This window comes from Thermogladius calderae 1633, assembly GCF_000264495.1.
Taxonomy (GTDB): domain Archaea; phylum Thermoproteota; class Thermoprotei_A; order Sulfolobales; family Desulfurococcaceae; genus Thermogladius; species Thermogladius calderae.
Genome location: NC_017954.1, coordinates 781676 through 797330, shown reverse-complemented (window position 1 = coordinate 797330; position 15655 = coordinate 781676). Strand labels below are relative to the sequence as shown.

The following is a 15655-nucleotide window of genomic DNA, read 5'->3' as shown; positions in this document are numbered from 1 at the left end:
AAGAGTGGAGATGACCGGAGCCCTCCTACCTGAGATGTGATGACTTCACGGACCGGGGGATCCACGTTCACCTGTAACTAGCCGGATGAAGAGGGCGATAACGGCTACGAGTAAGACGAGGACCAGGAGAACCGTCCACCTGAACTGTGCCCCGGGCGGGGCGTATGTTGTTGGTGTTGTCGTCTCCTCCGTGGGCGACGTCACCGGACTTGTGAACACCGGCGTCAGGCTCCCGCAGAGCTTAGTGAAGTTCCGTACCGTCGGGTAGAGGGGGTCGAGGACGTTCAAGAGCGAGGTGTTGGAGGCGTAGACCACGTAGCCCTCGAGAGCTACGACGGGTGGTGGACTCTTCGCCCCCGTGGCGTTCGAGGCTAAAACTACGAAACTCCTAGGGCTAATGAGCGTCTTGACTTCGAAGTACCTCGAGGAGTTGATGAGAACCACCTTGAGTAGCCTGTAGTCTATGTCCAAGACTAGTGTGACGTTAAGCTTACTGCCGCTAAGTGTGCTCATGTAGTACCAGTTGTTCTGGTCCCCGGCCATCGCGTAAACCCCTATGCCCTCTCCTGGGGGTTTCATTAAGATGACCCCGTAGGCTTCCACGCCCTTCTCGGTGAAAAACATGGCCAGCACGCCGTAGTCTCCGAAGAAGTTGATGTCCAGGTCGACGTAGGCCAGGTAGCTCTCCCCTAACGTGTTTAACTGGCAAGAAGCCAGCGTTACAGGAGAACTGCTTGTGGCGACCGGGAGAAGATGTAACACAAACAGGAGTGAGACAAGGATTCCTAGAAGTGGATGAGGGCCCGCAAAACTCATGAAGCCACCTTTTCTCTGGGCCACCACCTAGAGTATACCGTCTCCGTGACTAAATAGCTTGCTATGACGTCTACAACCTCCTCCTCGATTTCGCCGCCGGGCTTGAGAGCGACGCCGTTTACCATGAGTACGTCCTCGCTGCCAGTGTAGAAGTAGACCAGGTCAACGCTATACCCTTTCGCTACCAGCACTTCGACGATCGAGTTGAGCGTGCTCACCAACCGCTCTAGGTCCCTCGTGGGCGATAGGGTCACGGATATGGTTACGTGCCTCACCACGACACCGTAAATCAAGTCCCGTTAATCCGCCTTTATATCGGAAACCCGATTAATATCGGGATATTATTCTGTTAATCCTATTTCAAGCCGCTTTAAAAGAGTCCAGCGTGGATTCAAGCATGGTGCTACGCGTTGATTAGCATAGCCAGGATGCACCTCGTCGAGAGGTGGAGAGAGCTACTCAGGCACATGGATCTCTACTACCTCAGGCTCCTGGAGGACGCCATCGAGAAGGAGGCGGAGATCAACAGTAAAGGCGAGTTGACAGCCGAGGACAAGCTGACCCTAATCTACATAGAGGTTGTTAAGAGGATCGTAGCCGAGGAGCTGAGGGTCAACTACAACTCAAGCCTGGGTCTGGACGTAGACGAGTCCTTGCTGAGCAAGCTAGGGGCTTACGCCGAGCCCGTTTGACCTAGAGGCTGTTTTTAAGACTCTTAAACCATTAAGGGAAATCGGCTTGGCAGCATAGTGGTGGTTTTTACCTTGGACAACGTCATAGAGGGTATTAGCAGTTTTGTTAAAAACGTCAGCTTTCCCGCTATAGTGCCCGTTAACTTCATACCCTGGAACGCGGCCACGGTCACGGGCCGGCTCGCCGAGGAGCTAGGTGTAGACGGGTTTATCTTCCTGACGAGGTGGGAGGTAGCGAACATAGTAGAGGAGAGCCTCCAGCACATACAGAAGGAGATAAACATCAAGTACATAGGGGACTACAAGTTCCAGAAGTCGTTGCTGAAGGACGACATCTTCGAGAACTCCTTCCTCATCAGGAACGTCCTCGAGGTCGTGCGCTGGCACAACAAGGAGAGAGCGGTAGTTGACCTGACCATGACGACCGGAGAGTTAGCCTCCGCTACTTACTACGCTCTTAAAGACCTCCAGCTAGACAACGGTCCGACTTACCTGACAGTAGTTACTACAATCCCGCTCCAGGGAGTCCCAGCGTATCCGGGGAACCCTAGGTGGCTCCACAAGGTCCACGTCTACGGGTCTAACAGAGCGGGCTGGAGTGGAGTGGAGGTAGTCACAGACCCGCCGAAAATCATAGAGTGGAAGGGTACTAGGGGGATATACATCGCGATATCCAAGTTGATAAACTCACTCTCAGACAGGAGGATAGTGGAGGTCTTCGACGGGCACAAGAAGGAGAGCCCTCAGAGAGACCCAGACGTCGTGGAGTTCTACGTACAGGACGAGATCGAGAACGAGAGGAAGAGGCTGGTCAGCGTAGAGACGTCGGTTGGACCAGACGAGGAGACGTCGAAACTCCTTTACAACTCCTGGAGAACCATCTACGACGTGGTGTCCACGAAAGTCAGGGAGGAGGGGGAGGCAAGGTCTATTGAGAGGATCCTTAAGCAGCTGCAGAGACTGACGGGCTCGGCTGATTTAGTGGTTTCTAACATCATGAGCCAAGAGCTCGGTCTAGATAGCTACAAGAGGACTAAACTCCACGTGTTTATCAGACACCTCAGGGAGGAGTACGGGAACGTGGCCGTCATACCGGACACCAACATGTTCTACCAGGGCCTCCACATGAGCTTGCTCAAGGCGAGCATTAGGAACAGCAGCCCGTGGAGCCCCATATCCAACGTAGATGTGTACATCCCCATATGCGCGGAGGCGGAGGTGAACGGGAAGATAGCCGCCACATCCTCGACCTCCGAGACGCTCGTGGAGAGGTTCTCGTACATAATGGCGCTCATGGCGAACAGGGTTCTACAGGAGACCAAGTACCACTACAAAGCGAAGACTCTACCAGCTATATCCCAGCCCTGCGAGGCCTCGGTAGCAGTCGAGTCGTCCAACCTCCAACAGAAGGTCGTACTACTCCTCACAGCAGACAGGAAGGCGTTCAACGCGTGGCAGACCTTCAACGTGTGCCGTGGCAACATAGTGTGCGGGTACGTCGACCACGACGACTCGCCCCTCAACACGAACACTCTCTACTCGAAGTTCTACGCGAGCATAGTGCTGGCAAACGTGGTATTCACCACATCCTTGTTCACGAGAGTAGTCGTCAGGTCTAAGAAGGGCTCTGTCGTATTAAACGTTAACAAGCTACGGGGGGCTACAGCACCCTCGATAGCGATAAATAGACTCGAAATCAAAACTTGAAAAGAGGTGCCTGGATGGGCAACCTACTCGAGAAGGCCCGTGAGAACCCGTGGCAACTCGCCCTTGAGTGCAGGGCTGGGGGCTGTGACATAGTAGAGGCTGGTAGGGCCCTTAGACACCTCCTGCTGAATGATACGAGCCGAGGACTCGAGCTCCTTAGAGCTCTCAAGTCCAACCTAGACCCATTCATCTTCCTGGAGCTACTCTCCAACGCTGTCGACCCAGAGCTCCTCGACTGGGTTGAGGCGAGTGTCAGGAGCGAGGTGATCGTTGACAGCCTTAGACAGGGTAGGCTCAACGACGTCTACGGGTATGTGTCGTTGCTAGAGCTAATGCCGTTTCTGGGGATGGGCGAGGAAGCGGCAGGCATAACGTCCGACTTGTTGAAGAAGGCTTGCGAGTTGTCAAACGCCGACGAGACAAGGGCTGCCGAGCTGGTCAGGCTTGTCGCCAACGGGCCCATGACCACTCTAGGACTCGACAGAGTCGCACAGGTGATCTCGGCCGTTGAGCCCGAGGGCTGCCACGTGTGTTGTCTAGAGGTCATCGTCGAGATGCTGAATTCGATCGTCCTCTCCTACCCTCCGAAGAGCGTCTTCGCTCACAGGACTCTGCTCACCCGGGTGGGCGAGCTACTTAACAAGGTGCTAGACACAGCGCTTAAGACAGTGGAGTCGGACAAGGAGGCGCCTACCAGGGTCTTCAGGGGGGTAAGCGCGTTCCTTTCACAGCTCCGCTCTCTTGCGAGCGATTCGAAGAGTCACGAGGAGTTCTCTGCCATGAGGTCTAGTGTGATAGAGAGGCTGGGGGAGCTGGGTGAAAAACTAGGGCTAGACCGGGAACTCGGCTCACTTGATCGAGCTCTTTAAGTACTCTACTCCGAGACCGAGGTACGCCAGTACTTCGATGAACCCCAGCATCTCGGAGGCGCTCCCAAACGTCTTTTTAATAGTGTAAGCGTCCAATCTCTCGGCCCCCGTCATCTCGGCTACATCAGCCACTAGGTTGTCCCTGAACTTCACCGCGAGAGTATAGGGGGGCTGGAGGAATAATTTGAACTCGTGCTTACTCTTCAACCTGTCAACAGCCGTCCTCAGGCCCTTGTCGAGCTCCTCTAGCACTCTACTCAGCGACGGGTAGACCGCCGCGTACCGGGAGAGCCCCTTCTTCAGCTCGACGAAGACGATGTTCGTGGAATAGGTCTCTACTTCGCTCCTCAAGTGAGCGTCGCCCGCTACTAGGATGACTGGGACACCCTTCTCCCTCGCGTAGAGGGAGTTTATCAAAAACTCGCTGGCCTTGACCCCGTTAACGTACACCTCGTAGAAGACTCTTCCACTCATGGTGTGGTCTAGAAAGCCCCTCGTTGTCCCGGCTGCTGAGTGGTAGCCTATGAACATGGTCGCGCTAAAGCTCCCGTCTAGCATGGTCAACATCGAGTAGGGTCGCGGGTAGCCCTGAACAAGGTAAACACCGTCGGGGACCGCAGCGTAGTCTATGTTCGTCATAAGCCCGTGGCTATCTGCCAAGTACACCTCGGTGAACCCCAGGTCGAGTAGTCTCTTTGCGACAAACTCGGATATCCTAGTTATGACCTTGACAGCTATCGAGAACTGCGTCTTATCAGGCGTAGTCATAGTGGTCGAGGCGATGCCAGGCAACCCCTCTAGGTCTATCGATACGTATGCCTTCATACACACCACGTTTTAACTCTTATTAGTTGTCTACAATATATAGGGTAAAAACAGACCTCGCGTTCACTCAGGAGGATGAGCTTTGTCTAGCGGTTTGTTTGAGGAAGCTTTAGACGTAGTAGTCCTAGACGTCGACAACGAAGACATCTCGCCTATCGAGATCTACAGCGCGCTCTCGAGGATCGCAGTGGCCAGGAAAAACAAGAGGTTTAACTTGGTCTTCCTGACCAAGCTTGACCACGTCAAGTTCTACGAGCGCTACCGCGACATAATTTTGAGCAACATATCCCTCACGTTATCGATTAAGAGTGTGAGAGTCGAGAGCTGCGAGGACGCTCTAAAGAACCTCGGCACGCTTATAACTGGCGTAAAGATACCTATCATTGTGGCTAGCGAAAAGTGCGCTGACCTACTTAAGGGCCTCTACAACGCCGAAGTCGAGGTGGTCTAGTGGGCTACGACGTGGTCCTCACAACAGACAGAACTATGATGACCAACCACCACGGCAAAGAGTTCCTGGGGTTCGTGGCGACCGGCCCCCCGATAGCTTTACCGGAGAAGGTGTGGCTCTGGATAACGGCGCCGAGACCTAAAGTCGACGAGGAGGGCAAGCCACTAGAGGCACCTTACGGGATGAGGAAGATCGAGGCCAAACTCGTCGAAGCCGGGTTTAAAGCCGCCATTATCGACCCCGACTACCTGGGGAAGCACCTAGACTCCATGAAGGTCCTCATGTTCAGCCACCACGACTACTTCGCATACGGCCCTCCGAGCAGCGAGTGGTGGAGTATTACCGGCCTAGAGCCGGTGAACAGGAGGAGTTTTAAGCGCCTCATGGAGAGCCCGCCTGTGAGGAAGGCTAAAGAGAAGGGAGTCAAGTTCATTGTCGGCGGGCCCGCCGCCTGGCAATGGCTATGGGAGCTCGAGCTTTGGAAGAAGTGGGGCGTCGACACGGTGATCGACGGGGAGGGGGAGAGGGTTGTTGTAAAGCTGGTCGAGAAGGCTCTGAACAACGAGGAGCTACCGGGGTACGTCTACGTAGGCCCTTCCGACGCCCCTAGCCTCGACGAGATCCCGGTCATAAAGGCCCCCAGCGTGAATGGCCTCGTGGAGATAATGAGGGGCTGTCCACGTGGATGCAAGTTCTGTAGCGTCACTTTGCGGCCCCTGAGGTTCATCCCACTGGACAAGATACTGGCCGAGGTCGAGGTCAACGTCAGGAACGGAGTGAAGGGCGTTATACTCCACAGCGAAGACGTCCTACTGTACCAAGCAGACGGCGTTAAGCCTAGGCCGGAGCCCCTTATCAAGCTCCACAAGGCAGTGCTCGAGAAAGTGGGTGACGGCAGCTTCGCCTGGTCTCACGCTAGCCTGGCGGCTATCAAGTACGCCGAGGAAGAGCACCGCTTGATCTCGAGGCTCATGAACGATTACGTGCTGACCAACGGCAGGAAGTTCCTCGGCGTAGAGGTTGGGATAGAGACCGGTAGCGTCAATTTAGCAAGGAAGATAATGATAGGCAAGTCCGCCCCGTACCCGCCGGAGATGTGGCCCGATATAGTCGAGGACGCGTTCCGCATAATGCACGAGAACAACATAATCCCTGCCGCGACCCTGATACTGGGGCTCCCAGAGGAGACGCCCGACGACGTCGTCAAGACCTCCGAGCTACTAGACAAACTGAGGTCCTACAGGAGCATCATAGTCCCCATGTTCTTCGTACCGATGGGCGCCCTCAAGAAGGGCGACTGGTTCTTGAAAGACCACGTAAAGAGGGAGCACATAGAGGTGCTCTACAAGACCTTGAAGCACACTACGTACTGGGCGAGGGAGATCATGAACAAGTACTACCTCTCCTCGCCCGTCCACGCGCCTCTGCGCTTCATACTCAGATACTTCGTGTGGTACGTGAACAGGAGGGCCGACAAGTTCATTAAGAGCCTAGAGTATCAGTTAAAAAGCTAATTTCGTCGATATCTATCACAAACATCAATTACAAGGCAACGGTGGAGTAGATGGAGAGATTGTACATCACCACGCCGATATACTACCCTAACGCCCCCCCTCACATAGGGCACGCCTACACGACCGTTTACGCGGACGTCCTTGCCAGGTACAACAGGTTGGTGGGTAGGAAAGTCTTCTTCTTGACGGGCAACGACGAGCACGGCCTCAAAATACAGAGAGCGGCCGAGAAGGAGGGTATTACCCCGAAGGAGTTCGTGGACAAGATGGCCGGTGTCTACAGGCAGTACTGGGTTATGCTCAACATAAGCTACGACCACTTCATAAGGACAACGGACAGCTACCACGAAAAGGTCGTGTCGGAGGCCTTCAAGAGGCTCCACGAGAAGGGGTTGATCTACAAGGCCAAGTACGCCGGCTGGTACTGCGTGGACTGCGAGAGGTACTACTCGCCCGGCGAGTATGTACTGGTCGACGACAAGCCGCACTGCCCAATACACAACAAGCCCCTAGAGTGGCTGGAGGAGGAGACGTACTACTTCAAGCTGAGCGAGTTCAAAGACTACGTTACTAAGACTCTGTCCGAGACCGACATCGTCTATCCGCCGTCCTACGCCAAGGAGGTTTTGAACCGCGTCCAGGCCGAGGGCCTAAGAGACGTCTCCGTGGCCAGGCCGAAAGACAGGGTCGCGTGGGGTATACCGGTACCCTTCGACCCGGACTACACCATATACGTGTGGTTCGACGCGCTTCTCAACTACGTCAGCGGGATAGGCTACTTGACAGACGACGCCCGGTTCCAGGAGTACTGGCCAAATGTACACCACGTCATAGGGAAGGACATACTGTGGTTCCACACAGTGGTGTGGTTCTCTCTCCTAAAGGCCCTCGACATATCCCCGCCTAGGAGGCTAATCGTACACTCCTTCCTGATAAACAGAGGCCTAAAGATCGGGAAGAGCGCCGGCAACGTGATCCCCATCGAGTTCCTCGTGGAGAGGTACAACGGGAGCGACGGCGCCAGGTACGTGCTGATGAAGTTGTTCAACTTAGACAAGGACGTTGAGGTCACAATAGACCTAATGGACTCAATATACAACTCCGAGCTTGCCGACACCTACGGCAACCTCGTTAGGAGAGTGGGCGTCCTAGCGGCCAAGAAGGTTAAGGGGAAGGTGTACAGGAGGGACGTGGACAAGAAGATAGAGGAGAGCATCGAGACAGCCCTAGGCAAGTACGTTGAAGACATGGAGTCCCTCGAGGTGTCCAAAGCGCTCTCGGAAGTCCAGGAGCTCGGTAAGGCCCTGAACACCTACATAAACGAGGTCAAGCCCTGGGAGAAGAGCGACCCTAGCAAGGAGCTTTACAGCCTCCTAGAGGGCATAAGAGCCGTGACCGTCATGCTTTCACCCGTAACGCCGAGGGCTTCGACAGTGATATCCGAGAGCTTCGGCTTCAAGCTGGTATCCCCACGTGACTTCAAGGTGGGCAGCGTGGAGAGGTACAACATAGTCGAAGCCCCCATACTGTTCAGGAAAGTCCAGGCTAGAAGGGAGTCTCAAAGTGGCGAGGAGAGTCCACCTAGCAGTTGACGTAGGGGCGACATGGACTAGGCTTGCTGTCGCTGTTGACGAAGTTTTTGTCAAAAAGGTAGTAGTCAGGACCCCCCGCGAGGGCGGCAGGCTGGCAGTCGCGGAGGAGGTCGCCCGGACGTTCGAAAAGGAGTTCAAGGAGTACCGCGAGAGGGTTGAGGCAATAGGCATCGGCACCATCGGCCCACTAGACATGAGGCGGGGCGTTGTCGTGAACACCCCAAACCTCCCCCTGGGGACGTTCGAGCTTAAGAAGCCGCTCGAAGACTTCTTTAATAGGCCGGTCTATGTAGTGAACGACGCAGTGGCTGGTGTCCTGGCCGAAAAGTACTACGGAGAGGGCGTGGGCTACAACAACCTCGTCTACGTCACCATCAGCACTGGTGTGGGGGGAGGGGTCATAGTGGACGGCCGCGTCATACTAGGGAAGGACGGTAACGCCCACGAGATCGGGCACATAGTAGTAAAATACGACTCGGACCTCAGGTGCGGCTGCGGCGGCTACGGCCACTGGGAGGCGTATGCTGGAGGGGCCAACATACCCAGACTCGCAAAGTACGTTGCCGAGAGAAACCCCTCGATCTCAAAGGTATCTGTCATAGGCGAGAGGGCCTTAAACGGGTCGCTAGAGCCGCGTGAGGTCTTCAAGGCGGCCAAGAGAGGTGACCCTCTGGGCCGGCTGATCGTCGACGAGATAGTCAAGGCGAACGCTGCGGGCCTCGCCAGCGTGATAAACGCTTACGACCCGGAGTTCGTATCGATCGGGGGGAGCGTATTCCTGTACAACACCGACCTTCTCTACCAGCCCGTCGTTGAGATCGTTAAAAAGAACATTGTGGTGAGACCTCCTGTCATAGTCCCCACGAAGTTGGGAGACGACGTAGTACTGTACGGCGCCTTAGCACTCGCTGTCTACAGGCCCGTCTAGGCTTGACTCCGGGTTCGCCTAGTGTAGGCGGCTCGCTATCAAGGACGTCTCTACGGCGGCTGCCGCCAGCAGGACAAGCGAGCCCACCACGATGGTCTTCCATGGAGAGCCTTTCCCGCTCGCAAGTTGAGCTGACGCCACGGTGAACACGGCGTAGCCGAGTAGCTCTACGGGCGTGTGTGGCATTATGAAAAGTAGCGGTGTGGCCTCGCCGCTGGCTAGTAGAGCCCCGTATATTACGCCGCTGTTGGACAGGCCGTAACCCACTACGAGGGGGCCTAGTAGGGGAGGAGCGGAGGACAAGGCTATGGAGAAGTTGTTGAAGAAAATGTAAAAGAGGATGCCGAGAGCGCCGAGTTTGTAGGCCTCACTCGCCGACGACTCGAAGAGCTTTGCCAAATTTGTATACGTCGTATAGCCGGCAAACCCCACGAGCGTGGAAAACGCGAACCCTAGGTAGACAAGGCCGTAGCTAACCGCGAGCCCTCTAATGGGCTTGTCCGAGAGCTTCAACCCCGTGTAGGACAATGCTAGCCCGAGTACTACCGCGAAGTGGACATGGGCGTACAGGCCTAACCACGCTAAGAGGGCGTCTAGCCCGCCCACTGCTAGAACAACCCCGAGGACACCGCTCAGCGTTAAGTCCGGGTGGTCTACCCCTAATAGCCCCCTCCTTGAGGGCGGGTTGGGATGCTGACCGTGAATTTCCTCAACGTGCTCGTTGTAGAGAGAGACGACTCTCCACGCCCAGTAGGAGAGGTATAGCCCGAGCGTCGCTACCGTTAAAAAGACGTCTCTCACGAGGTCTCCAGGGCCGGCGGGCTCGATCGTCCACACCCCGAACAAGGCCTTCTCTTCAACTCTAATGTGCTCTCTAATACTCTTCTCCACGTAGTATAGGATCGCTATGTAGCCTATCCCGCCGACTAGTAAGTTGAGGAGTAAACCGGTTACAGGGGAGGGCAGACTCCTAACCTCCCTCCTCTCCTGTAGGTAATTAAGCACGTTCTCGAAGTTCTCCTTTCTAGACCAGTAGTAGACAACTACAGCGCTGTCGTAGAAGTGTAGAGAGGCTTTCTTTAGCAGCGTGTAAGACGCGACGGCTGACGACACGAGGAAGCCGGAGAACATGACTGTGAGGGCTCCCAGGACTAGCCAAGGCACAGGGCTCAAGGTAATCAAATAGGCTAGCTCGGCGATCAATCCCAGGGAGGCGGGGAATAGGAGTAGCCCCGGTAGCACGAACAGGCCCTTGTTGATCTTCTCGAACTTCATACTCCTTATGTACTCATCGACCAACGAGTAGTCGCGAACAGTCTCAGTCATGGAACTCCCGCTCGGTCTTGACATGATTTTGGCTGGAAAACTAATATAGTTTAAACCGTGCAGCCTGTGCCGCAGACCTTGGTCAAATAAACGACCAGCTTTTTGTCATCGGACGACATGTACCTTAAGTACTCGTCTACGAACCCCATGAAGTCGATTAAGAAGTCGCGGTAATTTTTTCTCCTGTAATTCGATATCACGTCGCTAAGTGCGTCCAGGAACTCCGCGTGCCTCTTCAAATGGGAGTCGTAGCTGTGTTTGTCGTAACGGAAGTAACCGTACTTTACCATGAGGGCTTCTTCCAACTTGAAGTGCCTGTTCCTCGTGTGGTCGACCAGCGCCTGGAGATCTCTGCCGGCACCTTCTATGTCCCCCTCCACGATTTTGTCGAAAACGTCTCTAATCAGCCTGAACATCTCTGTGTGAACCTCGTCTAAGACCCTTAGTCCTAAAGCAAACAACTGCTCGTGGCTTGTAAATGGGGGCCTGGCATTGTAAACCATCAACTCCTTCAGCCCCTCACTACATAATTCCTCGCTTAGCCCCTCGACGAGTACCTTGTCGTCTGTACTCAACATGTATGCTGTGTGACCACTTTGTTTCACGACTAAGAGGGTGTTCGGCTCCTCGTTCACTATGTGCTCGATCAACTCAGTGTTCTGCGTCTTGACCAACTTCCTCAAACTGATCTCGTAGAACTGGACAAGTTCCTCGACGCTCAAAAACGGGGTAACAACCCGCTTTCTAAACCTTATACAGGACATAGAGGGCACCGCTTGTATGAAAGGGGTGTAGAGCTTCCTTTTTAAAGTTTTTTAGTCTAGGCTTAATACGCTTCTAGTCATCACATATCTAAGGTGTTGAGATGAGTGAGCACGGGACCGGGAAGAGGAGGGTCGACGTAATAAAGTTGAAGATAGTGGACCACGCTCTTAAAGTCCTCGAGACGGTAGTAGCTCTCGAGACCCTCTTCTCCGCCTCGCTGGCGGGCTCTCCCGAGCTAGACAGCCTGTTCGAGAAAGTCTACAGACTTGAGAGGGAGGCCGATAAGCTGAAGAGGGAGATAATCTCCGAGCTCAGGATGGCGTACGTACACCCGATCGATAGGGAGGACCTGTTGAAGATGGTCACGCTCGTCGACGACATAGCCGGCTTCAGCAAGTCCGCCTCCAAGAGGATACTAGCCTACACGAAGGGAGGCCTGAGGGTGGACGAGCCCTACTCTAGCGATATTAAGACGATCATTGAGGCCTCTCGTAAGGCGGTGAACGAGCTGGTTGACACGATTAAGTCGGTGATCGAGGGGTCGATAAGCTCGCTCGAGAGGTTGGGCAATGTAGAGAAGCTCGAGAAAGAGGTCGACGACTTGAGGTTGAAAATACTCGAGGAGCTCTACAAAGAGTGTGTGGCATCCCTGACGCCGAAGTGTGTGATACTCCCCGGGCTGGTCGACGACCTTGAGTCTATTACGGACGTGTGCGAGGACGTGGGGGTAATACTGAAGTTGATGTTCAGCAGGAGGCTCTAGAATTCGCAAGGTCGTGCCGGAACTATGTACGTTGCTCTCATCACGGCTGCCGGGGAGAGCACTAGGTTCCCCGGGAACAAGTTGCTGTACAGGTACTCTGGCGACCCCCTCATAGTGAGGTCTGTTAGGTCCGCGCTCGACAGTAGAGTCGAGAAAGTAGTCGTAGTAGTAGGGTACATGAGGGAGGCTGTAGCAGAGCTCCTAAAGGACTACTTCAGCTCTACCAGTAGAGTCGAAGTGGTCGAGAACCCCTTCTACAAGGAGGGGATGAGCCGTAGTATCAAGGCTGGGCTTGAGTACGCCCTCCGTAAATACGGGAGCCTGAGAGCCGTTCTAGTGTCGCCTGGCGACGCTGCTTGGATCCCTGGGGTGGTCTACGACATCCTGGTAGACAAGCACGAGGAGTTCGGCTGGAAGATAGTAGTCCCGACGCACCTGAAGAGGAGGGGGCACCCAATACTGTTCTCCTCGCACATGATACCCTTCCTCATGAGTATCGACGAGGAGACCCGGGGGCTTAAGAGAGTGGTGAGGGACTTCTGGTTCGATGTCAGGGAAGTCGAGCTCCCATACCCCTCTGTACTGCTAGATTTGGACACTATAACAGACCTCAACAGGGTTAAAGAGCAGGCGTGGGTCTAACTTTAATGTGGTGACTTGAGACGTACTAAATAGAGGTCCTGGGCCGCCATGCCCTCGCCTGTGGACGCGAGGATTAAGCTGCTATACGAGAGGTCCGCCAGCTCGAAGAAGGTCGTAGAGTCTATAAGAGAGGAGGCCTCTAGGGTGGGGCGAGAAGTAAGGATCATGAACTTCTGCGGGACGCACGAGTGGACTATCACCCACTACGGTATAAGGAGCCTCATGCCCGAGAACGTCAAGCTCATAGCGGGGCCGGGCTGCCCCGTTTGCATAACTCCGGGGTACTACGTCGACACGCTCGTCAAGTTAGCCCTCGAGGGCTACCACGTCCTGACCTACGGCGACAGCTTCAGGTTGCCTGGTTCGAGTCTCAAACAACCGAGGAGTCTCTACGACGCCAAGGCGTACGGCGGCAAGGTCACAGTAGTCTACGGCTTCAACGACGCTATCGAGTTGGCTTCCCGGAACAAGGGTGAGACCTTCGTTTTCTTCGCGGTAGGCTTCGAGACTACAATGCCCTCGACCGCTGTACCGCTCGTTCGGGGTAACCTACCGGAGAACCTGCTCATTTTCCCAGCCTACAGGCTTACACCGCCCGTTATGAGGTTCTTACTAGAAAAACATCCCGAGGCCCGTATAGACGGCGTCATCGCGCCTGGGCACGTCTCGTCTGTGATCGGCTGGAGAAGCTGGTCGTTTCTAGCCGAGGAGTTCGGCGTCCCCACCGTGGTGGCGGGCTTCGAGCCCCTCGACGTGCTACTCGCCGTCCTTTTAATCCTGAAGATGATTAACGCTGGGAAGCCCAGTATAGTAAACGAGTACACGAGGGTGGTCAAGCCGGAGGGGAACGTTGGGGCTAAAGAGGCTATGTCGCGGGCCTACAAGGTGGTAGACGCCTACTGGCGGGGGATAGGAGTTATCCCCTCGAGCGGTGCTGTCCACAGAGAAGAGTTCAAGAAGCACGACGCCTACACGAGGCTCGGGCTGGAAGATAGGGTTGTGGACGACAAGCTACCTGGGTGCAAGTGCCCCGAGGTGACGCTGGGGCTCGCAACACCTCTAGACTGCCCTCTGTTCATGAAGGCGTGTAAGCCGAGCAATCCGTACGGACCATGCATGGTGAGTGTAGAGGGAACGTGCAGGATCTGGGCCGAGAACGTGCCGGTAATAAGTAGCACGCTGCTTAAAAACAAGTAGAGAGATTCGCGAGAGCCTTGTACTATTGGGTGTTCCGAGCCAAAGATGGCAGACCGGGCAACTAGAAGGGTCTTGAAAACGATTCCCCCTCGCTGGACGAGCTAAGCTTCTTTAGGTCATAGCCCCCTCGTACTCCGATAGAAGTGCTTCCCATACTAGTCCAATCGGTTGCGTCGCAGCATAACTCTGCTACGAGCAAGTCGACTACTAGCGTGGCTGTCCCTGGTTAAGCTTATTTTCACCACCAGCTTGTGTGATATTTGTGGACGTGGTCTCAATGTCCCCTGACCCAATAGGGCAGTTCTACGAACTGATCACTGGAATCTTCTCCAGGGTCACGGGCTACCTGCCCAATGCCCTCGTCTTCCTCGCTGTCGCTGTGATCGGCTACCTGGTAGGTTACTTCTTGAAAGTCGTAGTTAGTCTAGCGATCGACTTCTACGTGAAGTGGAAAATGAGGAAGTACCCCTTGTTCAACAGGCTGTACGAGAGCGGTGGTAGCGTAGGTCATTTCATTGGATGGTTGCTGTTCTCTGTAGTCTTCACCTATAGTATTTACTACGGGCTACTCGTCTCTGGGAGCCAGCACCCGCTCGTCATCGGCTCGGAGGCCGTGATGCTCGCGATCAGCCGGGTCCTCGCCGGCCTACTCGTCATCGTGACTCTGATGACCGTCCTCGTCGGCGTGTACTCGGTGGCATCGTGGGTTGTGAGCAGGGTTCAGACGAAGTACGGGGTACTGGCGCAGATTGTCTTGTACACCGGGATGTTCTTCATCGCTGTACCGATAGTCGGGTTGGGCGTGGACATCGCGGGAGGCGGTACGGTAGTCTTGGACTCCTTCCAGACTTACCTCCCCCTAGCGCTACTACTGGCCACGGTGACCATTGCGGGGTCCTTTCTCGCACTACTCTTGAGCGACTACGTAACGTCGTACACGGAGTGGAGAGGCGAGATCAAGACTTCCGTGACGCTGGCCCTCAAGGTTCTCGTCACGCTCTTATCCTTTTCGGCCGGAGTCTACCTAGCGAGTTCGTCTTACCCTGTTCTCTCCACTATATCCGACGTCATCACCAGGGTAGCCGTCTCGCTTACCATAGCGGCTGTGGGCTTGGTCTTCTCTGTGTATGTTAAGAGCAAGATCTCGGCGCTCAAAGGCGCCACATCGATACCCCTCGAGTTGGCAGACGTCTACATGGTAGTACCAGTCCTTGTCGCGTTTATCGTGGTAGCACTAGACTTCCTAGGTATCAGGGCGGAGGTGGTTATGGCGGTCACCGTGGGGTCTATACTCCTGCTCTTTGGGCTATCTCTCACAAACTGGGTCTACAACCTGCTTGTCAAAGAAGGAGTACCGACAGAGCTCTCCCTGCTCTTCACTGCGCTGACCACCCTACTATTCGTAGCCCTCTCTGCCGCAGCCTACCTCGCCATCTTCCCAGAGGCCGCCAAGACGGTGGGGCTAGTGGCGATCGCCGTGGGGCTAGCCGTAGTCGGTGTCACGGCGGTCTACTACCTGAGGAGGCGGTGAACAAGAGGATAGATAGGTTACTCGACCAAGTATTTAG

The 15655-nt window shown here is 55.0% G+C and carries 16 protein-coding genes; 11 read left to right on the top strand and 5 right to left on the bottom strand.

From position 1 onward, the window contains the following. Positions 1-45 precede the first annotated feature (45 nt). Both TCELL_RS04500 and TCELL_RS04495 read right to left on the bottom strand, forming a co-directional pair. The gene (locus TCELL_RS04500; protein WP_048163143.1) at positions 46-816 is read right to left on the bottom strand and encodes a hypothetical protein; all 771 of its coding nucleotides are present in this window, start codon (positions 814-816) and stop codon (positions 46-48) included. Continuing rightward, the gene (locus TCELL_RS04495) at positions 813-1091 is read right to left on the bottom strand and encodes a hypothetical protein (protein WP_048163141.1); all 279 of its coding nucleotides are present in this window, start codon (positions 1089-1091) and stop codon (positions 813-815) included. Before TCELL_RS04495 ends, TCELL_RS04500 begins: the two co-directional genes overlap by 4 nt. Before the next feature lie 135 nt (positions 1092-1226). Here TCELL_RS04495 and TCELL_RS04490 point away from each other — a divergent pair, with 135 nt between their 5' ends. The 3 genes from TCELL_RS04490 (at position 1227) to TCELL_RS04480 (ending at position 4084) form a co-directional block, all read left to right on the top strand. Next, on the top strand, positions 1227-1508 hold the full coding sequence (locus TCELL_RS04490; RefSeq protein ID WP_048163138.1) for a hypothetical protein: 282 nt from the start codon (positions 1227-1229) through the stop codon (positions 1506-1508). Positions 1509-1580: 72 nt separating this feature from the next. Then, positions 1581-3215: a hypothetical protein gene (locus tag TCELL_RS04485; protein WP_083830018.1), complete on the top strand. Its 1635-nt coding sequence runs from the start codon at positions 1581-1583 to the stop codon at positions 3213-3215. Positions 3216-3229: 14 nt separating this feature from the next. Further along, the gene (locus tag TCELL_RS04480) at positions 3230-4084 is read left to right on the top strand and encodes a hypothetical protein (RefSeq protein ID WP_014737534.1); all 855 of its coding nucleotides are present in this window, start codon (positions 3230-3232) and stop codon (positions 4082-4084) included. Here the strand turns inward: TCELL_RS04480 and TCELL_RS04475 are convergent. Beyond that, positions 4064-4909 (bottom strand): M55 family metallopeptidase, encoded by an 846-nt coding sequence (locus TCELL_RS04475; protein WP_014737533.1) that lies wholly within the window; start codon positions 4907-4909, stop codon positions 4064-4066. The two genes, TCELL_RS04480 and TCELL_RS04475, sit on opposite strands and share 21 nt — an antisense overlap. Before the next feature lie 82 nt (positions 4910-4991). On the opposite strand from TCELL_RS04475, the gene TCELL_RS04470 reads away from it, so the two are divergent. Genes TCELL_RS04470 through TCELL_RS04455 form a run of 4 tightly spaced genes read left to right on the top strand, consistent with a single transcriptional unit; the run spans position 4992 to position 9394 of the window. Then, positions 4992-5360, top strand: a complete 369-nt coding sequence (locus TCELL_RS04470; RefSeq protein ID WP_014737532.1) for a hypothetical protein — start codon at positions 4992-4994, stop codon at positions 5358-5360. Beyond that, a complete protein-coding gene (locus TCELL_RS04465) occupies positions 5360-6874 on the top strand; it encodes a B12-binding domain-containing radical SAM protein (protein WP_014737531.1) in 1515 nt (504 codons plus the stop codon). The genes TCELL_RS04470 and TCELL_RS04465 overlap by 1 nt, the downstream gene beginning before the upstream one ends. 50 nt (positions 6875-6924) lie before the next feature. Continuing rightward, complete coding sequence (metG, locus tag TCELL_RS04460; RefSeq protein ID WP_014737530.1) at positions 6925-8466, top strand: methionine--tRNA ligase; 1542 nt, start codon at positions 6925-6927, stop codon at positions 8464-8466. Continuing rightward, entirely contained in the window at positions 8438-9394 is a 957-nt protein-coding gene (locus TCELL_RS04455; protein ID WP_014737529.1) for an ROK family protein, read from the top strand. Before metG ends, TCELL_RS04455 begins: the two co-directional genes overlap by 29 nt. Before the next feature lie 18 nt (positions 9395-9412). Here TCELL_RS04455 and TCELL_RS04450 read toward each other — a convergent pair whose 3' ends face one another. Continuing rightward, positions 9413-10720, bottom strand: a complete 1308-nt coding sequence (locus tag TCELL_RS04450; RefSeq protein ID WP_014737528.1) for a hypothetical protein — start codon at positions 10718-10720, stop codon at positions 9413-9415. Positions 10721-10770: 50 nt separating this feature from the next. Beyond that, positions 10771-11442, bottom strand: a complete 672-nt coding sequence (locus TCELL_RS04445) for a bacteriohemerythrin (protein WP_162097835.1) — start codon at positions 11440-11442, stop codon at positions 10771-10773. 143 nt (positions 11443-11585) lie between these two features. Here TCELL_RS04445 and TCELL_RS04440 point away from each other — a divergent pair, with 143 nt between their 5' ends. The 4 genes from TCELL_RS04440 (at position 11586) to TCELL_RS04425 (ending at position 15618) form a co-directional block, all read left to right on the top strand. Continuing rightward, positions 11586-12248 carry a DUF47 domain-containing protein gene (locus TCELL_RS04440; RefSeq protein WP_014737526.1) on the top strand — a complete coding sequence of 221 codons (663 nt, stop codon included), beginning with the start codon at positions 11586-11588 and terminating at the stop codon, positions 12246-12248. Positions 12249-12272: 24 nt separating this feature from the next. Next, positions 12273-12890, top strand: coding sequence for a nucleotidyltransferase family protein (locus tag TCELL_RS04435; protein WP_014737525.1), 618 nt, complete (start codon positions 12273-12275; stop codon positions 12888-12890). Between the two features lie 48 nt (positions 12891-12938). Further along, positions 12939-14087 (top strand): hydrogenase formation protein HypD, encoded by a 1149-nt coding sequence (hypD, locus tag TCELL_RS04430; RefSeq protein ID WP_014737524.1) that lies wholly within the window; start codon positions 12939-12941, stop codon positions 14085-14087. A gap of 277 nt (positions 14088-14364) precedes the next feature. Next, entirely contained in the window at positions 14365-15618 is a 1254-nt protein-coding gene (locus TCELL_RS04425; protein WP_048163127.1) for a hypothetical protein, read from the top strand. Positions 15619-15655: the final 37 nt, after the last annotated feature.

What these genes read in the sequence shown, in the direction of transcription:
- TCELL_RS04480 (WP_014737534.1), top strand. Translation starts at nt 3,230, where the DNA reads ATGGGCAACCTACTCGAGAAGGCCCGTGAGAACCCGTGGCAACTCGCC.
- metG (WP_014737530.1), top strand. Translation starts at nt 6,925, where the DNA reads ATGGAGAGATTGTACATCACCACGCCGATATACTACCCTAACGCCCCC.
- TCELL_RS04450 (WP_014737528.1), bottom strand. Translation starts at nt 10,720, where the DNA reads ATGACTGAGACTGTTCGCGACTACTCGTTGGTCGATGAGTACATAAGG.
- TCELL_RS04440 (WP_014737526.1), top strand. Translation starts at nt 11,586, where the DNA reads ATGAGTGAGCACGGGACCGGGAAGAGGAGGGTCGACGTAATAAAGTTG.
- TCELL_RS04500 (WP_048163143.1), bottom strand. Translation starts at nt 816, where the DNA reads ATGAGTTTTGCGGGCCCTCATCCACTTCTAGGAATCCTTGTCTCACTC.
- hypD (WP_014737524.1), top strand. Translation starts at nt 12,939, where the DNA reads ATGCCCTCGCCTGTGGACGCGAGGATTAAGCTGCTATACGAGAGGTCC.
- TCELL_RS04435 (WP_014737525.1), top strand. Translation starts at nt 12,273, where the DNA reads ATGTACGTTGCTCTCATCACGGCTGCCGGGGAGAGCACTAGGTTCCCC.
- TCELL_RS04475 (WP_014737533.1), bottom strand. Translation starts at nt 4,909, where the DNA reads ATGAAGGCATACGTATCGATAGACCTAGAGGGGTTGCCTGGCATCGCC.
- TCELL_RS04425 (WP_048163127.1), top strand. Translation starts at nt 14,365, where the DNA reads ATGTCCCCTGACCCAATAGGGCAGTTCTACGAACTGATCACTGGAATC.